Source organism: Citrobacter farmeri, assembly GCF_019048065.1.
Lineage (GTDB): Bacteria > Pseudomonadota > Gammaproteobacteria > Enterobacterales > Enterobacteriaceae > Citrobacter_A > Citrobacter_A farmeri.
On sequence record NZ_CP077291.1, the window covers coordinates 2,447,925 to 2,464,808 of the forward strand.

The 16,884-nt window shown below is 54.6% G+C and carries 15 protein-coding genes; 11 read left to right on the forward strand and 4 right to left on the reverse strand.

The window, feature by feature from the left end; translation table 11 throughout:
* Positions 1-33: 33 nt before the first annotated feature.
* The 3 genes from rstA to tus all read left to right on the forward strand — a co-directional run bounded on the left by rstA (position 34) and on the right by tus (position 3,085).
* A complete protein-coding gene (gene rstA / locus I6L53_RS11475; protein ID WP_042320043.1) occupies positions 34-780 on the forward strand; it encodes a two-component system response regulator RstA in 747 nt (248 codons plus the stop codon).
* Positions 781-2,082 carry a two-component system sensor histidine kinase RstB gene (gene rstB / locus I6L53_RS11480; protein ID WP_042319175.1) on the forward strand — a complete coding sequence of 434 codons (1,302 nt, stop codon included), beginning with the start codon at positions 781-783 and terminating at the stop codon, positions 2,080-2,082.
* Positions 2,083-2,155: 73 nt separating this feature from the next.
* On the forward strand, positions 2,156-3,085 hold the full coding sequence (gene tus, locus I6L53_RS11485; RefSeq protein WP_042319176.1) for a DNA replication terminus site-binding protein: 930 nt from the start codon (positions 2,156-2,158) through the stop codon (positions 3,083-3,085).
* On the opposite strand, the gene fumC is transcribed toward tus, so the two are convergent.
* Both fumC and fumB read right to left on the reverse strand, forming a co-directional pair.
* Positions 3,082-4,485, reverse strand: a complete 1,404-nt coding sequence (gene fumC, locus I6L53_RS11490) for a class II fumarate hydratase (protein WP_042319177.1) — start codon at positions 4,483-4,485, stop codon at positions 3,082-3,084. The two genes, tus and fumC, sit on opposite strands and share 4 nt — an antisense overlap.
* A 142-nt stretch (positions 4,486-4,627) precedes the next feature.
* On the reverse strand, positions 4,628-6,274 hold the full coding sequence (gene fumB, locus I6L53_RS11495) for a class I fumarate hydratase (RefSeq protein WP_042319178.1): 1,647 nt from the start codon (positions 6,272-6,274) through the stop codon (positions 4,628-4,630).
* 217 nt (positions 6,275-6,491) lie between these two features.
* On the opposite strand from fumB, the gene manA reads away from it, so the two are divergent.
* Positions 6,492-7,667 carry a mannose-6-phosphate isomerase gene (gene manA, locus I6L53_RS11500; protein ID WP_042319179.1) on the forward strand — a complete coding sequence of 392 codons (1,176 nt, stop codon included), beginning with the start codon at positions 6,492-6,494 and terminating at the stop codon, positions 7,665-7,667.
* Positions 7,668-7,767: 100 nt separating this feature from the next.
* On the forward strand, positions 7,768-9,246 hold the full coding sequence (locus I6L53_RS11505) for a YdgA family protein (RefSeq protein WP_042319180.1): 1,479 nt from the start codon (positions 7,768-7,770) through the stop codon (positions 9,244-9,246).
* 28 nt (positions 9,247-9,274) lie between these two features.
* Here the strand turns inward: I6L53_RS11505 and I6L53_RS11510 are convergent, their stop codons facing one another.
* A complete protein-coding gene (locus I6L53_RS11510) occupies positions 9,275-10,303 on the reverse strand; it encodes a Mal regulon transcriptional regulator MalI (protein WP_042320046.1) in 1,029 nt (342 codons plus the stop codon).
* 175 nt (positions 10,304-10,478) lie between these two features.
* On the opposite strand from I6L53_RS11510, the gene malX reads away from it, so the two are divergent.
* The 3 genes from malX (at position 10,479) to add (ending at position 14,359) form a co-directional block, all read left to right on the forward strand.
* Positions 10,479-12,071: a PTS maltose transporter subunit IICB gene (gene malX, locus I6L53_RS11515; RefSeq protein ID WP_042319181.1), complete on the forward strand. Its 1,593-nt coding sequence runs from the start codon at positions 10,479-10,481 to the stop codon at positions 12,069-12,071.
* A 10-nt stretch (positions 12,072-12,081) separates the two neighbouring features.
* Positions 12,082-13,254, forward strand: a complete 1,173-nt coding sequence (locus I6L53_RS11520; RefSeq protein ID WP_042319183.1) for a MalY/PatB family protein — start codon at positions 12,082-12,084, stop codon at positions 13,252-13,254.
* Between the two features lie 103 nt (positions 13,255-13,357).
* Positions 13,358-14,359 (forward strand): adenosine deaminase, encoded by a 1,002-nt coding sequence (gene add / locus I6L53_RS11525; RefSeq protein WP_042319184.1) that lies wholly within the window; start codon positions 13,358-13,360, stop codon positions 14,357-14,359.
* A gap of 40 nt (positions 14,360-14,399) precedes the next feature.
* Here add and I6L53_RS11530 read toward each other — a convergent pair whose 3' ends face one another.
* Entirely contained in the window at positions 14,400-15,440 is a 1,041-nt protein-coding gene (locus I6L53_RS11530; protein ID WP_042319185.1) for an oxidoreductase, read from the reverse strand.
* Positions 15,441-15,680: 240 nt separating this feature from the next.
* On the opposite strand from I6L53_RS11530, the gene blr reads away from it, so the two are divergent.
* From blr to I6L53_RS11545, 3 genes are all read left to right on the forward strand, one after another.
* Complete coding sequence (gene blr / locus I6L53_RS11535) at positions 15,681-15,806, forward strand: division septum protein Blr (protein ID WP_042320047.1); 126 nt, start codon at positions 15,681-15,683, stop codon at positions 15,804-15,806.
* A 282-nt stretch (positions 15,807-16,088) separates the two neighbouring features.
* The gene (gene ydgT / locus I6L53_RS11540) at positions 16,089-16,304 is read left to right on the forward strand and encodes a transcription modulator YdgT (RefSeq protein WP_042282818.1); all 216 of its coding nucleotides are present in this window, start codon (positions 16,089-16,091) and stop codon (positions 16,302-16,304) included.
* Positions 16,305-16,382: 78 nt separating this feature from the next.
* Complete coding sequence (locus I6L53_RS11545) at positions 16,383-16,823, forward strand: DUF2569 domain-containing protein (protein WP_042319188.1); 441 nt, start codon at positions 16,383-16,385, stop codon at positions 16,821-16,823.
* Positions 16,824-16,884: the final 61 nt, after the last annotated feature.

A 16,884-nucleotide genomic window follows, 5' to 3' on the forward strand; every position in this document is an offset into this window, starting at 1 on the left:
TATGTTGACGTTTTCTGATCGGCAATCAAGATGATGAACACGATTGTATTTGTTGAAGACGATCCTGAAGTCGGTGCGCTCATTGCGGCCTATCTGGCAAAACACGATTTTGAGGTGGTTGTCGAGCCACGTGGCGATCTGGCAGAAGCACGGATAGTAGAGGTTCAACCGGATCTGGTACTGCTGGATATCATGCTCCCAGGCAAAGACGGTATGACCCTCTGTCGTGACCTGCAGGGGCAATGGCAAGGGCCAATCGTCCTGCTCACCTCGCTGGACAGCGACATGAACCACATCCTGGCGCTGGAAATGGGGGCCTGCGATTACATTCTGAAGACCACGCCGCCAGCGGTACTGTTGGCACGTCTGCGTCTGCATTTGCGCCAGAGCGATCAGTCTGGCCATAGTAAAGGGTTTCAGCCTGCCACCATCACGCCGCATAAAACGCTGCGCTTTGGTTCTCTGACCATCGACCCCATCAACCGTGTCGTATTGCTTAGCGGTGAGCAGATCATTCTGTCCACTGCCGATTTCGAACTGTTATGGGAGCTCGCCACCCACGCCGGACAAATTATGGACCGCGATGCGCTGCTGAAAAATCTACGTGGCGTAAGCTATGACGGTATGGATCGCAGCGTGGACGTCGCCATCTCACGTCTGCGCAAGAAACTGCTTGATAACGCGGCAGAACCCTATCGAATTAAAACGGTGCGTAACAAAGGCTATCTGTTTGCCCCGCACGCCTGGGATGATGTGCCATCACTACATTCGGGGATGTAAATGAAGAAACTGTTTGTACAGTTTTATCTCCTGCTGTTTGTCTGCTTTCTGGTGATGACTCTGCTGGTCGGGCTGGTTTATAAATTCACCGCAGAGCGCGCTGGCAGGCAGTCGCTCGATGATTTGATGAAAAGTTCGCTCTATCTGATGCGCAGCGAATTGCGCGAGATACCCCCTCGCGACTGGGGTAAAACGCTCAAAGAGATGGACCTCAATCTCTCTTTTGACCTGCGCGTTGAGCCACTGACGAAATTCACGCTGGATGCTCCGAGTATGCAGCGTCTGCGTGAAGGCGATATTATTGCGCTCGACGATGAGTACACCTTCATTCAGCGCATTCCACGCAGTCATTATGTGCTGGCCGTTGGCCCCATTCCCTATCTCTATTTTCTCCATCAGATGCGTCTTCTGGATATCGCGTTGATAGCATTTATCGCTATTTCACTGGCCTTTCCGGTGTTTATCTGGATGCGTCCCCACTGGCAGGAAATGCTGCGACTGGAAGCTGCCGCTCAGCGGTTCGGCAAAGGTCATCTCAGCGAACGACTGAATTTTGACAGCGGTTCCAGCTTTGAGCGTCTGGGCATTGCCTTTAACCAGATGGCGGACAATATCAATGCGCTGATCGCCAGTAAAAAACAGCTGATCGACGGGATTGCCCATGAACTGCGCACCCCACTGGTTCGCCTGCGTTACCGACTGGAGATGAGTGAAAACCTGACGGAGCAAGAATCTCTGGCGCTTAATCGCGATATTGGACAGCTCGAAGCCTTGATTCAGGAACTATTAACCTATGCCCGCCTCGACAGGCCGCAAAATGAGCTGCATCTGAGCGAACCGGATCTCCCGGTCTGGCTCTCGGCGCACATTGACGATGTGCAGAGCGTGAATCCTGAGCGAACGCTTCAGGTTTCGCACCTCGTCAACGGCGATTACGGTGCGCTGGATATGCGACTCATGGAACGCGTGCTGGATAATCTCCTGAACAACGCCCTGCGTTATTGCCAGTCCACCGTGCAGATAAGCCTGCAACTCAACGATCGCTTCGCCACGCTGGTCGTCGAAGATGACGGACCAGGCATTGCCCCGGAGGACTGGGAGAGCGTTTTCGAGCCTTTTGTCCGCCTGGATCCGAGTCGGGACCGCGCCACCGGCGGGTGCGGTCTCGGTCTGGCGATCGTGTATTCCATCGCTCAGGCGATGGGTGGCACGGTTAGCTGCGGGGAAAGCGAGCTTGGCGGTGCCCGCTTCAGCTTTTGTTGGCCGATCCAGCACGCACTCCCCGAATTAACCGCTGGCTAACGCCATCCGCGCCGTTGCCGCAGGCGAAATAATGTGCTATGAATTGAGTATGTTGTAACTAATGAGATGCACAATGGCCCGTTACGATCTCGTCGACAGACTGAATACCACGTTTCGCCAGATGGAACAGACTCTGGCTGAACTGACGCAAACGCTCGGAGAACATCATCTGATGATTGCCCGTGTCTTTTCGCTACCGGAAGTGACCAAAGAGGCCGAGCATTCCCCGCTGGATACAATTGCGGTGAAGCAACATCTGGGCAAAGAGGCCGAAGCGCTGGCACTGGCGCATTATCGTCACCTGTTTATTCAGCAGCAGTCCGAAACACGCAGCAGCAAAGCGGCGGTACGTCTGCCCGGCGTGCTGTGTTATCAGGTTGACAATGCCAGCCAGGCCGTGCTGGAAAATCAGGTGCAACATATCAATCAGCTAAAAACCACCTTTGAGCATATTGTCACTGTGGAATCGGGTTTGCCGTCTGCTGCGCGCTTTGAATGGGTCCATCGCCATCTGCCGGGACTGATTACGCTTAATGCGTATCGGACGCTGACGGTAATAAACGATCCGGCGACACTGCGCTTTGGCTGGGCGAACAAACATATCATCAAGAATCTGAAACGCGACGAGGTTCTGGCGCAACTGGAGAAGAGTCTGAATACCCCGCGCAGCGTGCATCCCTGGACGCGCGAGGAGTGGCAGGCAAAGCTGGAGCGCGAGTATCAGGACATCGCCGCCCTGCCGCAGCAGGCAAAACTGAAGATTAAGCGTCCGGTGAAGGTTCAGCCCATCGCCAGAGTCTGGTACAAGGGCGAGCAAAAGCAGGTACAGCATGCCTGCCCGACCCCCCTTATCGCATTGATCAATACGGAAAACGGCGCAGGCATGCCGGATATTGGCGAGCTACTGAATTACGACGCCGAAAACATACAGCATCGATTTAAACCCCAGGCACAGCCGCTGCGACTGATGATTCCGCGACTGCACCTGTATGTGGCTGATTAACGTCCCGGTTTCATGCTGCCGACCATCTGCTCTGGCCGCACCCAGCTGTCGAACTCCGCTTCGGTGAGATAGCCCAGCGCCAGAGCCGCGTCTTTCAGCGTCAGCCCCTCTTTATGCGCTTTCTTGGCGATTTCTGCCGCTTTGTCGTAGCCGATATGGGTATTCAGCGCGGTGACCAGCATCAGCGATTCATTGAGCAACTGATTGATCCGTTCGCGATTTGGCTCGATACCGACGGCGCAATGCGCATTGAAGCTCTCCATACCATCCGCCAGCAGACGCACCGACTGCAGGAAGTTGTGGATCACCATCGGACGGTAGACGTTCAGTTCAAAATTGCCTGACGCCCCGCCCAGGTTGATCGCCACATCGTTCCCCATCACCTGGCAGCACAGCATCGTCAGCGCTTCGCACTGGGTCGGGTTGACCTTGCCTGGCATGATTGAACTTCCCGGTTCATTTTCCGGAATCGCAATTTCGCCAATGCCGCAGCGCGGCCCTGATGCCAGCCAGCGCACGTCGTTGGCAATTTTCATAAGCGACGCCGCCAGTCCCTTCAGCGCGCCGTGGGCATGGACCAGCGCATCGCAGGTTGCCAAGGCTTCAAATTTGTTTGGCGCAGTGACAAAGGGGGCATGGGTGATTGCCGCCAGTTCGTCAGCAACGCGACGGGCATACTCCGGATGCGTATTCAGCCCGGTGCCGACGGCCGTACCGCCCAGCGCCAGTTCCGCCACGTGCGGAAGACTGTTTTCGATGTGTCGCAGATTATGTTCTAACATCGCCACCCAGCCAGATATCTCCTGCCCCAGCGTCAGCGGCGTGGCGTCCTGGAGATGGGTACGGCCAATTTTAACGATATCGGCGAAGGCGTGTGATTTTTCATTCAGCGTCTTCGTTAACACCTGCAACTGCGGAATAAGATGACTCCGCAGCGTCAACAGCGCTGCGACATGCATCGCCGTCGGAAAGACATCGTTCGAACTCTGGCTCTTGTTGACATCATCATTAGGATGGACTTTGCGGTCCATGCCGCGAACGCCGCCAAGCAGTTCACTGGCCCGGTTTGCCAGCACTTCGTTCATGTTCATATTGCTTTGCGTACCTGACCCGGTCTGCCAGATAGCCAGAGGAAATTCCCCCGCGTGTTTATCTGCCAGCACCTCATCGGCAGCCTGCATAATCGCGGCGGCTTTTTCGGCGGTCAGCAGCCCTAAATCGTCGTTAACCTTTGCCGCTGCGCGCTTGGTGAGCGCCAGCGCGTGGATCAGCGAGACGGGCATTTTCTCGGTGGAGATCCGAAAATGCTCAAGCGAACGCTGGGTTTGCGCTCCCCACAGTTTATCTGCCGGGACATCAATTGCGCCCATCGAATCTTTCTCGCTGCGTACCGTTACCATGACCTGCTCCTTAGAGAATGAATTGATTAGGTTATGTTCGACATTGCCCACTTGCTTGCGGTCTTATGAGTATCAACGATGACAGCACCACCGTTTGGTGGTTTGTGCGATAAAAAAAAACCGCCCCGAAGGGCGGCTGACGTTACTTAACGCAGCGTGCGCACTGCGACGTCTGAATCTGCTGGAAAAAATCGTTTCCTTTATCGTCAACGAGAATAAAGGCCGGGAAATCTTCAACTTCGATTTTCCAGATAGCTTCCATTCCCAGTTCCGGATATTCCACGCACTCCAGGCTCTTGATGCTGCCCTGCGCCAGGACGGCTGCCGGACCGCCAATACTGCCGAGGTAGAATCCGCCGTGTTTTTTACAGGCGTCGGTCACCTGCTGACTGCGGTTACCTTTCGCCAGCATGATCATACTCCCGCCCTGTGACTGAAGCTGATCGACATACGAGTCCATGCGCCCGGCAGTAGTCGGACCGAGTGAGCCGGAGGCATAACCTTCCGGCGTCTTCGCCGGGCCGGCGTAGTAAATCGGGTGATCTTTCACATACTGCGGCAGCCCTTCGCCATTATCCATCCGCTCTTTTAATTTAGCGTGCGCGATATCACGACCGACGATGATGGTGCCGTTCAGAGAAAGGCGAGTCGAAACCGGGTATTGCGACAGTTGTTCAAGGATCGCTTTCATTGGGCGGTTCAGGTCCACGCGCACTGCTTCTCCCTCGCCCGCTTTACGCAGCTCTTCAGGAATGTATTTCCCCGGGTTATGCTCCAGCTTCTCAATCCAGATGCCTTTGCGGTTGATCTTCGCTTTGATGTTGCGATCCGCCGAACAGGAGACGCCCATCCCGACCGGGCAGGACGCGCCGTGGCGCGGCAGGCGGATCACGCGGATGTCGTGGGCAAAGTATTTGCCGCCAAACTGCGCGCCTAAACCGAGGTTTTGCGCTTCCGTCAGCAGTTCTTTTTCCAGCTCGATGTCGCGGAAGGCCTGACCATGCTCATTCCCTTCGGTTGGCAGTTCGTCATAGTATTTTGCCGACGCCAGCTTCACGGTCTTCAGGTTCGCTTCCGCTGACGTCCCGCCGATCACAAAGGCGATGTGGTATGGCGGACAGGCGGCGGTTCCCAGCGTTCGCATCTTCTCAACCAGGTAGTTTTTCAGCTTGCCCGGCGTGAGCAGCGCTTTGGTTTCCTGGTACAGGTAAGTTTTGTTGGCGGAACCGCCGCCCTTCGCGATGCAAAGGAATTTGTACTCATCCCCGTCGACGCTGTAGAGGTCAATCTGCGCAGGCAGGTTGGTGCCGGTGTTCACCTCTTTATACATATCCAGCGCGGCGTTTTGCGAGTAGCGCAGGTTATCTTCAATGTAGGTGTTGTACACCCCACGCGCCAGCGCCGCCTCATCGCCCCCACCGGTCCAGACGCGCTGGCCTTTTTTGCCGACAATAATCGCCGTACCGGTATCCTGACAGGTTGGCAGAATGCCCTTCGCTGCGATATCAGAGTTGCGCAAGAACTGTAGCGCCACATATTTATCGTTTTCGCTGGCGTCCGGATCGCGCAGAATATCAGCAACCTGTTGCTGGTGCGCAGGGCGCAGCATAAATGAAGCGTCATGGAAGGCCTGGCGCGCGAGCAGCGTGAGGGCTTCCGGGTCGACTTTGAGGATCTCTTGTCCTTCAAATTCGGCGACGGAAACATATTCGCTGGTCAGCAGGGTGTATTCGGTATCATCCTTTTTAAGGGGAAAAGGATCCTGATAATGAAAGGGTTTGTTTGACATTGTTCTCTCACTTACTGCTCGGTCTGATTTTCTTAGGCTTCAGGGCAGATGTTCCATTGCCCTCGTTAAAAGCGAGTTACACTATCCTACACAATTTTTTAACAAAAACTGAGACAAGTACGACTTTTTGCGCCCGCAGGTTACTTCCTACAGGTTTCTTGCTTTAATAGTCGAATTAAGTTCCCACTGATTTCCAACTTGCAACAGGGCATTGAACATGCAAAAACTCATCAACTCCGTACAGAACTACGCCTGGGGAAGCAAAACGGCGCTGACGGAACTCTATGGTGTGGCGAATCCGCAGCAGTTGCCAATGGCAGAACTGTGGATGGGCGCGCATCCGAAGAGCAGTTCGAAGGTTGAAGATGCCAGCGGGCAGATCGTCTCGCTGCGTGACGTGATCGACAGCCAACCATCCGCCTTGCTCGGCGATGCCGTGGCGAAACGCTTCGGGGAACTGCCGTTCCTGTTTAAAGTGCTTTGCGCCGCGCAACCCCTGTCCATTCAGGTACACCCGAACAAGCGTAATTCTGAAATCGGCTTTGCTAAAGAAAACGCCGCTGGTATCCCGATGGATGCCGCAGAGCGCAACTACAAAGATCCAAACCATAAGCCGGAACTGGTTTTCGCCCTGACGCCATTCCTTGCCATGAACGCGTTCCGCGAGTTCTCTGAGATCGTTTCGCTGCTGCAACCGGTGGCTGGCGCGCATACCGCTATCGCCCACTTCCTGGAACAACCCAACGCAGAGCGTCTGAGCCAGTTGTTTGCCGGTCTGCTGAGCATGCAGGGCGAAGAGAAATCCCGCGCGCTGGCAATTCTGAAAGCGGCGCTGGAAACCCAGCAAGGCGAACCGTGGCAGACTATTCGCCTTATCGCAGCGTTTTATCCGGACGACAGCGGTCTCTTCTCACCGCTGTTGCTGAACGTGGTGAAACTGAATCCTGGCGAAGCGATGTTCCTGTTCGCCGAAACGCCGCATGCCTATCTGCAGGGCGTGGCGCTGGAAGTGATGGCGAATTCCGATAACGTACTGCGTGCGGGTCTGACGCCAAAATACATCGACATCCCGGAACTGGTTGCCAATGTTAAGTTCGACGCAAAACCGGCGAATCAGTTGCTGACCACTCCGGTGAAAAACGGCGCGGAACTCGATTTCCCTATCCCAGTGGATGATTTCGCATTCTCCCTGCACTCTCTGTCAGCCCAGGAGACCACAATTGACCAGCAAAGCGCTGCGATCCTGTTCTGCGTTGAAGGCGAAGCGGTGTTAAGCAAAGGCGAACAGCGGCTGGTGCTTAAACCGGGAGAATCGGCATTTATCAGCGCCGAAGAGTCGCCGGTGCGCGTGAGCGGCGTGGGCCGTGTGGCCCGGGTTTACAACAAACTCTAGCAACTTACTGAATTTTGTAGTAACTCTTGCTAAGCTTGTTTAGGGCTTTTGACTTTGCCAGGCGGTCTCTACCGCCTGGTTTCATTTATGGACAAACAATATGAAAAAATCGCTGGTAGCTGCAGGTGTGATCGTCGCACTCGGCGTCGTCTGGACAGGCGGTGCGTGGTACACAGGTAAAAAGCTGGAAACCCATCTTGCTGAGATGGTTAGCCAGGCCAATGCGCAGATAAAACTCACCGCGCCGGAAGCAAACGTAGAACTCGCTTATCAGAACTATCAGCGTGGCGTATTCAGTAGCCAGTTACAGTTGGTGCTTAAGCCAGTGGCGGGAAAAGAGAATCCGTGGCTGAAAGCGGGCCAGAGCGTGGTGCTTGATGAATCCGTCGATCACGGCCCCTTCCCGTTCGCCCAACTGAAAACCTTTAATCTCCTGCCGTCGATGGCCTCGGTGAAAACCACCCTGGTGAACAACGACGTCAGCAAACCGCTCTTTGAGATGGCGAAAGGTGAAACGCCTTTCGAGATCAATTCTCGAATTAGCTATAGCGGCGATACCCGTTCCGCCCTGTCGCTGAAACCGCTGAACTATGAGAAAGAGGCTGAGAAAGTCGCGTTCAGCGGCGGCGAATTTATCTTCAATGCTGATAAAGAAGGAAAAGTGGTTTCCCTTTCCGGTGAGGCGAAGAGCGGTCTGGTCGATGCGGTGAATGAATACGATCAAAAGGTCCAGCTCTCCTTTAACGACCTGAAAACGGAAGGTTCCAGCACGCTGGCCAGTTTCGGTGAGCGCGTCGGTAACCAGAAAGTGACGATTGGGAAAATGGCGCTCGCCGTTGAAGGTAAAGAGATGGCGCTGTTGGAAGGCATGGAGATCAGCGGTAAAACCGATCTCGTGGACGACGGTAAAACCATCAACAGCCAACTGGATTACGTCCTGAACAGCCTGAAAGTACAGAATCAGGATCTGGGTAGCGGCAAGCTGACGCTGAAAGTGGGCCAGATCGATGGCGCAGCCTGGCATCAGTTCAGCCAACAGTATAACGCCCAGACTCAGGCGCTGTTATCTCAACCGGGCGTGGCGGATAACCCGGAACTGTATCAGCAGAAAGTGACCGAAGCCTTCTTCGGCGCCCTGCCGCTGTTGATGAAAGGCGAACCGGTGATCACCATTGCACCGTTGAGCTGGAAAAACGCCAAAGGCGAAACCGCGCTTAATTTATCCCTGTTCCTGAAGAATCCCGCCACCGCGCAGGGCGAGCCACAGACGCTGGCTGACGAAGTCGATCGCGCTGTGAAATCGCTCGACGGTAAGCTGTCGATTCCGGTGGACATGGCCGTTGAGTTCATGACCCAGGTTGCCAGACTGGAAGGTTATCAACAGGATGAAGCCGCTAAGCTGGCTAACCAGCAGGTGAAAGGGCTGGCCGCAATGGGGCAGATGTTCCGCATTACCACTCTGGAAGACAACACCATTGGCACCAGCCTGCAGTACGCCAACGGTCAGGTGACCTTAAACGGTAAGAAGATGCCGCTGGAAGAGTTTGTCGGAATGTTCGGTATGGTATTGCCGCAGTAATCATCGCGAAAGCCCCTCCTCGAGGGGCTTATTTTTGCACTACCAGTCGCGCAGACAATGTCTGATTACGGGAGTGGCTTTCTTCGCGCGCAATGCGTTGCAGCATGCGTTCTGCCAGACTGTATCCCATTTCCCGGGCCGGTATTGTCGCCCAGACAATCGGCAGATCGTCCAGTGCGCTTTCCGTCACGTCGGCAAAAGCCCCCAGCGAGACCTGTTGTTCAAAGTAACGATCAACCCCGACTTCACCGCTCTGCCGTCCTGCCCGCATCAGACCAAACCACGCCCCCATCGCAATGGTTTCGTTGTAACATACCACGGCGCTGATGGTTGGATTGCGCCGCAGCAATGCGCCAATTGCCTCGGCCGCCTGCTTCTGGCTGGACGCGCACTCCATCACCCAGTCGCTGTGAAACGGTAAACCGTATTTCAGCAGCGTCGCACAGTAGCCGCCGACACGTTCCGCGCGCGTTAATGAAGAACTCTGCCCACCCAGCCATGCGATGCGCTGATGACCATGACGAATCAGATGCTCGGTCAACAGTTGCGAGGCCTGCATATTGTCCGGACGCACGGTATCCGCGTCATCCAGATAGCTGGCCCGTGAGGCAAAGACTACCGGGATACCCTTTTCTTCCGCCATCACGCGCAGGTCGTCGCTGCTGCCGGCAGCCCCGGCGATCACCACCCCGTCAACGCCCTGATTCAATAACATGGCAAAGCGCTGCGCCAGTTGTTCACCATCCTGACCGCCATGCAATAAAAAAACCATCCGGCCCTGTGCTTCCAGCGCTTCCGTCAGTCCCGCCGTCAGTTCCGCGTAAAACTGCGCCGACAGATCGCGAACAATCAGTCCGATTACGCCGCTCTGCCCACCGCGCAACGCCGAGGCCTGCCGATTACGCACAAAACCCAGTTGTTCTATTGCCGCATTCACCCGTTCGCCGGTGGCGGTTGAAATTCGCCCCTTACCACTGAGCACCAGCGAAACCGTACTTACGGAGACGCCCGCCGCAAGGGCAACATCGTGGATAGTGATTTTTTTGGCTATAGCCATAAAAACGCCAGACTCCTGATAATGTGACAGATAAAACGTTTTATCCATTACCTATATTTATACGCGTTATTATCCGTTGATAATGTGATTTTCACCGCACTAAAAAATGGTAAAACGTTTTATCTTCTTGCTCAAATTTTCTCATTACCCATGGATTTGTACAAGGAGTCGTTAGATGACGGCGAAGACAACACCAAAAATTACGTTGTGGGAGTTTTTCCAGCAGTTGGGGAAAACGTTTATGTTGCCCGTGGCGCTGCTCTCGTTTTGCGGGATTATGCTCGGGATCGGCAGCTCGTTAAGCAGTCACGATGTGATCACCCTGCTTCCGGCGCTGGGTAACCCGGTGCTGCAGGCCATTTTTACCTGGATGAGCAAAGTCGGCTCTTTCGCCTTTAGTTTCCTGCCGGTGATGTTTTGTATTGCTATCCCGCTTGGACTGGCGCGCGAAAACAAAGGCGTTGCGGCGTTCGCCGGTTTTGTCGGTTACGCGGTAATGAATCTCGCCGTCAACTTCTGGCTGACCGCGAAAGGTATTCTGCCAACCACCGATGCGGCAGTCCTGAAAGCCAACAACGTCCAGAATATCCTCGGTATTCAGTCAATTGACACCGGGATCCTCGGCGCAGTCATTGCCGGTATTATCGTCTGGATGCTGCACGAGCGTTTCCACAACATTCGCCTGCCGGATGCGCTGGCGTTTTTCGGCGGCACCCGCTTTGTCCCTATCGTGTCCTCGGTGGTGATGGGTCTGGTCGGTCTGGTGATCCCGCTGGTGTGGCCGGTTTTCGCGATGGGAATCAGCGGACTGGGCCATATGATTAACAGCGCGGGCGACTTTGGTCCGATGCTGTTTGGTACAGGCGAACGTCTGCTGTTACCGTTTGGATTGCATCACATTCTGGTCGCGCTGATTCGCTTTACCGACGCCGGGGGCACCCAGGAAGTGTGCGGTCATTCGGTCAGCGGCGCGCTGACCATTTTCCAGGCGCAACTGAGTTGCCCGACCACCCAGGGCTTCTCGGAAAGCGCCACCCGCTTCCTGTCACAGGGGAAAATGCCAGCGTTCCTCGGCGGCTTACCGGGTGCGGCGTTAGCGATGTACCATTGCGCACGTCCGGAGAACCGTCACAAGATCAAGGGGCTGCTGATCTCGGGGCTGATTGCCTGCGTCGTCGGCGGCACGACTGAACCGCTGGAGTTCCTGTTCCTGTTTGTCGCACCGGTGCTGTACGTCATTCACGCGTTACTGACCGGTCTGGGCTTTACCATGATGTCGGTACTGGGCGTGACTATCGGTAATACCGACGGCAATATTATCGACTTTGTGGTGTTTGGGATCCTGCACGGACTGTCTACCAAGTGGTACCTGGTACCGGTCGTGGCGGCGGTCTGGTTTGTGGTGTACTACGCTATTTTCCGCTTCGCCATCACCCGCTTTAACCTCAAAACGCCAGGGCGCGACAGCGAAATCGCCAGTACGCTCGAAAAAGCCGTTGCCGGTACGCCGGGAAAATCGGGCTATAACGTTCCAGCTATTCTGGCCGCGCTGGGCGGTGCCGATAATATCGTCAGCCTGGATAACTGCATTACTCGCCTGCGTCTTTCTGTCAAAGATATGTCGCGAGTGAACGTGCAGGCGCTGAAGGACAACCGTGCCATCGGCGTTGTTCAGTTGAATCAACATAACCTGCAGGTGGTGATTGGCCCACAGGTTCAGTCGGTTAAAGATGAAATGGCAGGCCTGATGAACACGGTTCAGGCATAAGGACACGCGCATGTTTGATTTTTCACAGGTTGTCGACCGTCACGGTACGTGGTGCACACAGTGGGATTACGTGGCTGACCGCTTCGGTACTGCCGACCTGCTGCCATTTACCATCTCTGATATGGATTTCGCGACGGCCCCCTGCATTCTGGAGGCGCTGAACCAGCGCCTCGCGCATGGTGTACTGGGCTACAGTCGCTGGAAGAATGATGAGTTTCTCAGCGCGGTCGCCCACTGGTTTGCCCGGCGTCACAACACACAAATGGATACTGAATCGCTGGTGTACGGCCCTTCTGTGATCTATATGGTGTCGCAACTCATCCGCCAGTGGTCTTCTGTCGGCGACGGCGTGGTGCTCCATACTCCGGCCTATGACGCATTTTATAAAGCCATCGAAGGCAATCAGCGCCATGTTGTGCCGGTGGCGCTGGAAGAGCGAAATGGCGGCTGGCATTGCGACATGGACAAACTGGATGCAGCCCTGGCACGCCCGGAAAGTAAAATTCTGCTGCTGTGCAGTCCGCATAATCCAACCGGTAAAGTCTGGACGCGCGAAGAACTGGAGACGATGGCGGAACGCTGTCAGCGTCACGGCGTGCGGGTAATATCTGATGAGATTCATATGGACATGGTCTGGGGCGAACAACCGCATATTCCCTGGAGCAACGTCGCATGTGGTCACTGGGCGCTGTTCACCTCCGCCTCCAAAAGCTTCAATATTCCGGCGCTAACCGGAGCCTGGGGGCTGATTGAAGACGCAGACAGTCGCAATGGGTATCTCAATGCGTTGAAAGGCCGTGATGGCCTGTCATCTCCCGCCGTACTGGCGTTGACTGCGCATATTGCAGCTTACGAACAAGGCGCGCCGTGGCTGGATGCGCTGCGGGCGTATCTGCGGGACAATCTGCGCTACGTTGCGGATACGTTGAACCATGCTTTTCCTGAGCTCAACTGGCAGATGCCGCAGTCGACCTATCTCGCGTGGATTGACCTGCGGGCGCTGAACGTTGATGACAGCGCATTACAGAATGCGCTGATTCAGCAGGAAAAAATCGCCATTATGCCCGGTTATACCTACGGTGATGAAGGACGCGGTTTTGTCCGTCTCAATGCCGGTTGCCCCCGTTCAAAACTGGAAAAAGGCGTGAACGGATTAATTAACGCAATCCGCTCGGTACGCTGACAGCCTGTTGCGCAATGGAATTAATCATTGCGCAACATAGCTTTTCCCCTGCTTTTGTTTTTATAATAGAGCGCACTTTTATATTCGAATAATGAGTGCGACCATGATTGATACTTCCCTGCCGTTAACTGACATTCATCGCCACCTTGATGGTAACATCCGGGCGCAAACCATTCTGGATCTTGGCCGCCAGTTCAATTTGTTTCTCCCCGCGCACACGCTTGAAGCGTTGATCCCTCACGTGCAGGTCACGGCGACGGAACCCGATCTGGTTAGTTTTCTGGCGAAACTGGACTGGGGTGTAAAGGTTTTAGCCTCCCTTGACGCCTGTCGCCGCGTGGCTTTTGAAAACATTGAAGACGCAGCGCGCAATGGCCTGCACTACGTTGAACTGCGGTTTTCCCCCGGCTACATGGCAATGACGCATCAATTGCCGGTCGCAGGCGTGGTTGAAGCCGTTATTGCCGGCGTGCGTGAAGGCTGCGAAGCCTTTGGCGTACAGGCGCAACTGATTGGCATCATGAGCCGAACCTTCGGCGAAGCCGCCTGCCTGCAGGAACTGGAAGCGCTGCTGGCGCACCGCGATGGGATAACTGCCCTCGACCTTGCCGGTGATGAACTGGGCTTCCCTGGCAGTCTGTTCCTGTCTCATTTCAACCGCGCGCGTGACGCCGGTTGGCATATTACGGTGCACGCCGGTGAGGCCGCCGGTCCGGAAAGCATCTGGCAGGCTATTCGCGAACTGGGGGCAGAACGTATCGGCCACGGCGTAAAAGCGGTGGAGGATCCGGCGCTAATGGATTTCCTCGCTGAACAGCGTATTGGTATCGAATCCTGCCTGACGTCAAATATCCAGACCAGCACCGTTCCCTCGCTGTCCGTCCATCCGCTGAAAACGTTCCTCGGGCATGGCATTCTCGCCAGTCTGAACACGGACGACCCGGCGGTCCAGGGTGTGGATATTATTCACGAATATACCGTTGCAGCACCCGCAGCGGGACTGAACCGGGAGCAGATCCGTCAGGCACAGATCAACGGGCTGGAAAGTGCCTTCCTGAGCGCGGCGGAAAAACAGGCGTTGCGTGAAAAAGTGGCGGCAGCATAAAGAAAAGAAGCCCGATGAATTTCATCGGGCCTTTCTGATATCAGGCAAGGCATAACGTCGAACGATGTTTGGCCGACTCTATCCCCAGTTCAATTAATTCCATGATCTGGATGGCCTGACTCGCCGGCACCGGGTTTTCGCCGTTACCATTCAGCGCGTCACGGATCCCCGCATAGTAAGCCGGATAATTCCCCGGCACGGTCAGCCAGGTCTCTTCCACCCGGGTGTCACCTTCAACGCGAGTGACGATACCATCTCGCATGTCATAGCCCCAGTCCTCCTGCGGCAGACGTTCGCCGTTTTTCAGGCGCTCTTCCTGCGGATCCAGGCCGTATTTCACGTAGCTGCCACGCGAACCATGTACGATGTAACGTGCCGATTCCGCAGCTGCCAGCATCGTTCCGTGTAAGATCACCCGACGCTGTGGGTAAGAAAGCGTGGCATGGAAGTAGTCCGTTGACTGCGCCCCCGGACGCAACTGGGCCAAATCTACCGTCATGCTGACAGGCAGACCAAACAAATTGATCGCCTGGTCCAGGAGATGCGGCGCCAGATCGTACCAGATACCGCTCCCCGGTCCCCCTTGTTCACGCCAGCGGTCGCGTACCTGTGGACGAAAGCGATCGAAATGCGATTCAAAATAGGCGACCTCGCCCAGCACGCCTTCTGCCAGCATCGCTTTCAGAGTCAAAAAGTCACTGTCCCAGCGACGGTTGTGAAAAACTGAAAGCACCCGTCCCAGACTGCGCGCCAGCGCATCCAGCTCACGCGCTTGTGACAGTGTCACGGTAAAAGGTTTATCCACTACCACATGCTTGCCAGCCTCCAGTGCCGCTTTAGCGAGCGGGAAGTGGGTATCGTTGGGCGTTGGGATAACGATCAGATCGATATTGGGGTCATTGAACAGATGCTTCGGCTCAGAGACAACGGCCACGGAAGGCCAGTCCGCCTTCACTTTCGCTGCATCACTACTGGAAACTGCCGCCAGTTCCAGTCCCGGCGTGCCGACAATCAGGGGAGCATGGAACGTTTTACTGGCGTATCCGTAGCCAATCAGTCCTACACGGATGTTGTCACTCATATCTATGCCTCTTGTTTCAGTCTGTGACCATTTCACACTATCCATGAACCACTAACAATAGTTTACTCACCCTGCCGCAAAAAGGCCGTTATTTAACTTAAGTCAAATAAATGTCACTTTCGCGCAGTTTGGCGGTATAAAGTCGCTGAAATCGTTCCCAAAACACTTGCCGGGATTAATATTGCTAAGTAACATCTGCAGCCTGTATTTAAGGATAAATCAACGCACATGTCGTCAGTCATCAATCGTCTTATTGAATTAACAGGTTGGGTGGTTCTTGCGGTCTCCGTGGTCCTCCTCGGCGTCGCTAATCATATCGATAATTATCAGCCTCCCGAACCGACCGCCGCTATTCAGCCGAAATAGTGTGCCAGGCGAAGTATGTCGCCTGGCAGGTCTTATTTCCCCATGTTGATTGCAGAAAAAGCCGTCAAATTATCTGAAAAAGCGGATTGTGCGGCTTCCAGCCTCTGCGCGTATTGCCAGTCATAACGAAGCGCGTTACCCTTCTCTCTGGTGTCGTCTGGCGCCTTAAACACCACTGAAGAAAATACTTTTTTGACATTTGCCTGGCGGTTCCTTTCGCCGGAAAGGTTTATTTACGTTCACGACTCGTAGGCTTTATTTTTATAATAGGGAACCCTGTTTATGACTGTTCAGGATTATTTATTAAAATTTCGCAAAATTAGCTCGCTTGAAAGCCTTGAAAAACTGTTTGACCATCTGCATTACACCCTTACTGACGACCGGGATATTATCAATATGTATCGCGCGGCCGATCACCGCCGTGCAGAGCTGGTCTCCGGCGGTCGCCTTTTTGATGTTGGTCAGGTGCCGAAATCAGTCTGGCGCTACGTGCAATAAGAAAGTAGCGCTTGCCGGTAAAAGCTTTATAATAACCGCCCCAAAAAGAACGGTACGTCTGGCAATTGCGGAGATTTTATGACCACAACACCGGCACAGCGCATTGGCGGTTGGTTACTCGGCCCACTGGCCTGGCTTTTAGTCGCCCTGCTGAGTGCTTCGCTGGCCTTGTTTTTGTATGCTACAGCACTCGCATCTCCCAAAACGTTTGCGATGCTGGCAGAGCAAAGTACCGGCAATCTGCTGTTGTGGGGCGTCTCTTTTATCACCGCAATCGCCATGTGGTATTACACCCTGTGGCTGACGATTGCATTCTTTAAACGCAGACGCAGTGTTCCGAAACACTATATTATCTGGCTCCTGGTCTCCGTCTTACTGGCGGTTAAAGCCTTTGCCTTTTCGCCGGTACCTGACGCCCTGGCGGTGCGCCAGTTACTATTTCCGCTGTTGGCGGCGGCACTCTTAGTGCCCTATTTCAAACGTTCAGCACGTGTGAAAACCACCTTTGTGAATCCGTAATAACCCTACAGTTAACCTGTTGTCGCCTGCTGTAGATTGTCAGATAATAGGCGGCTTTTTT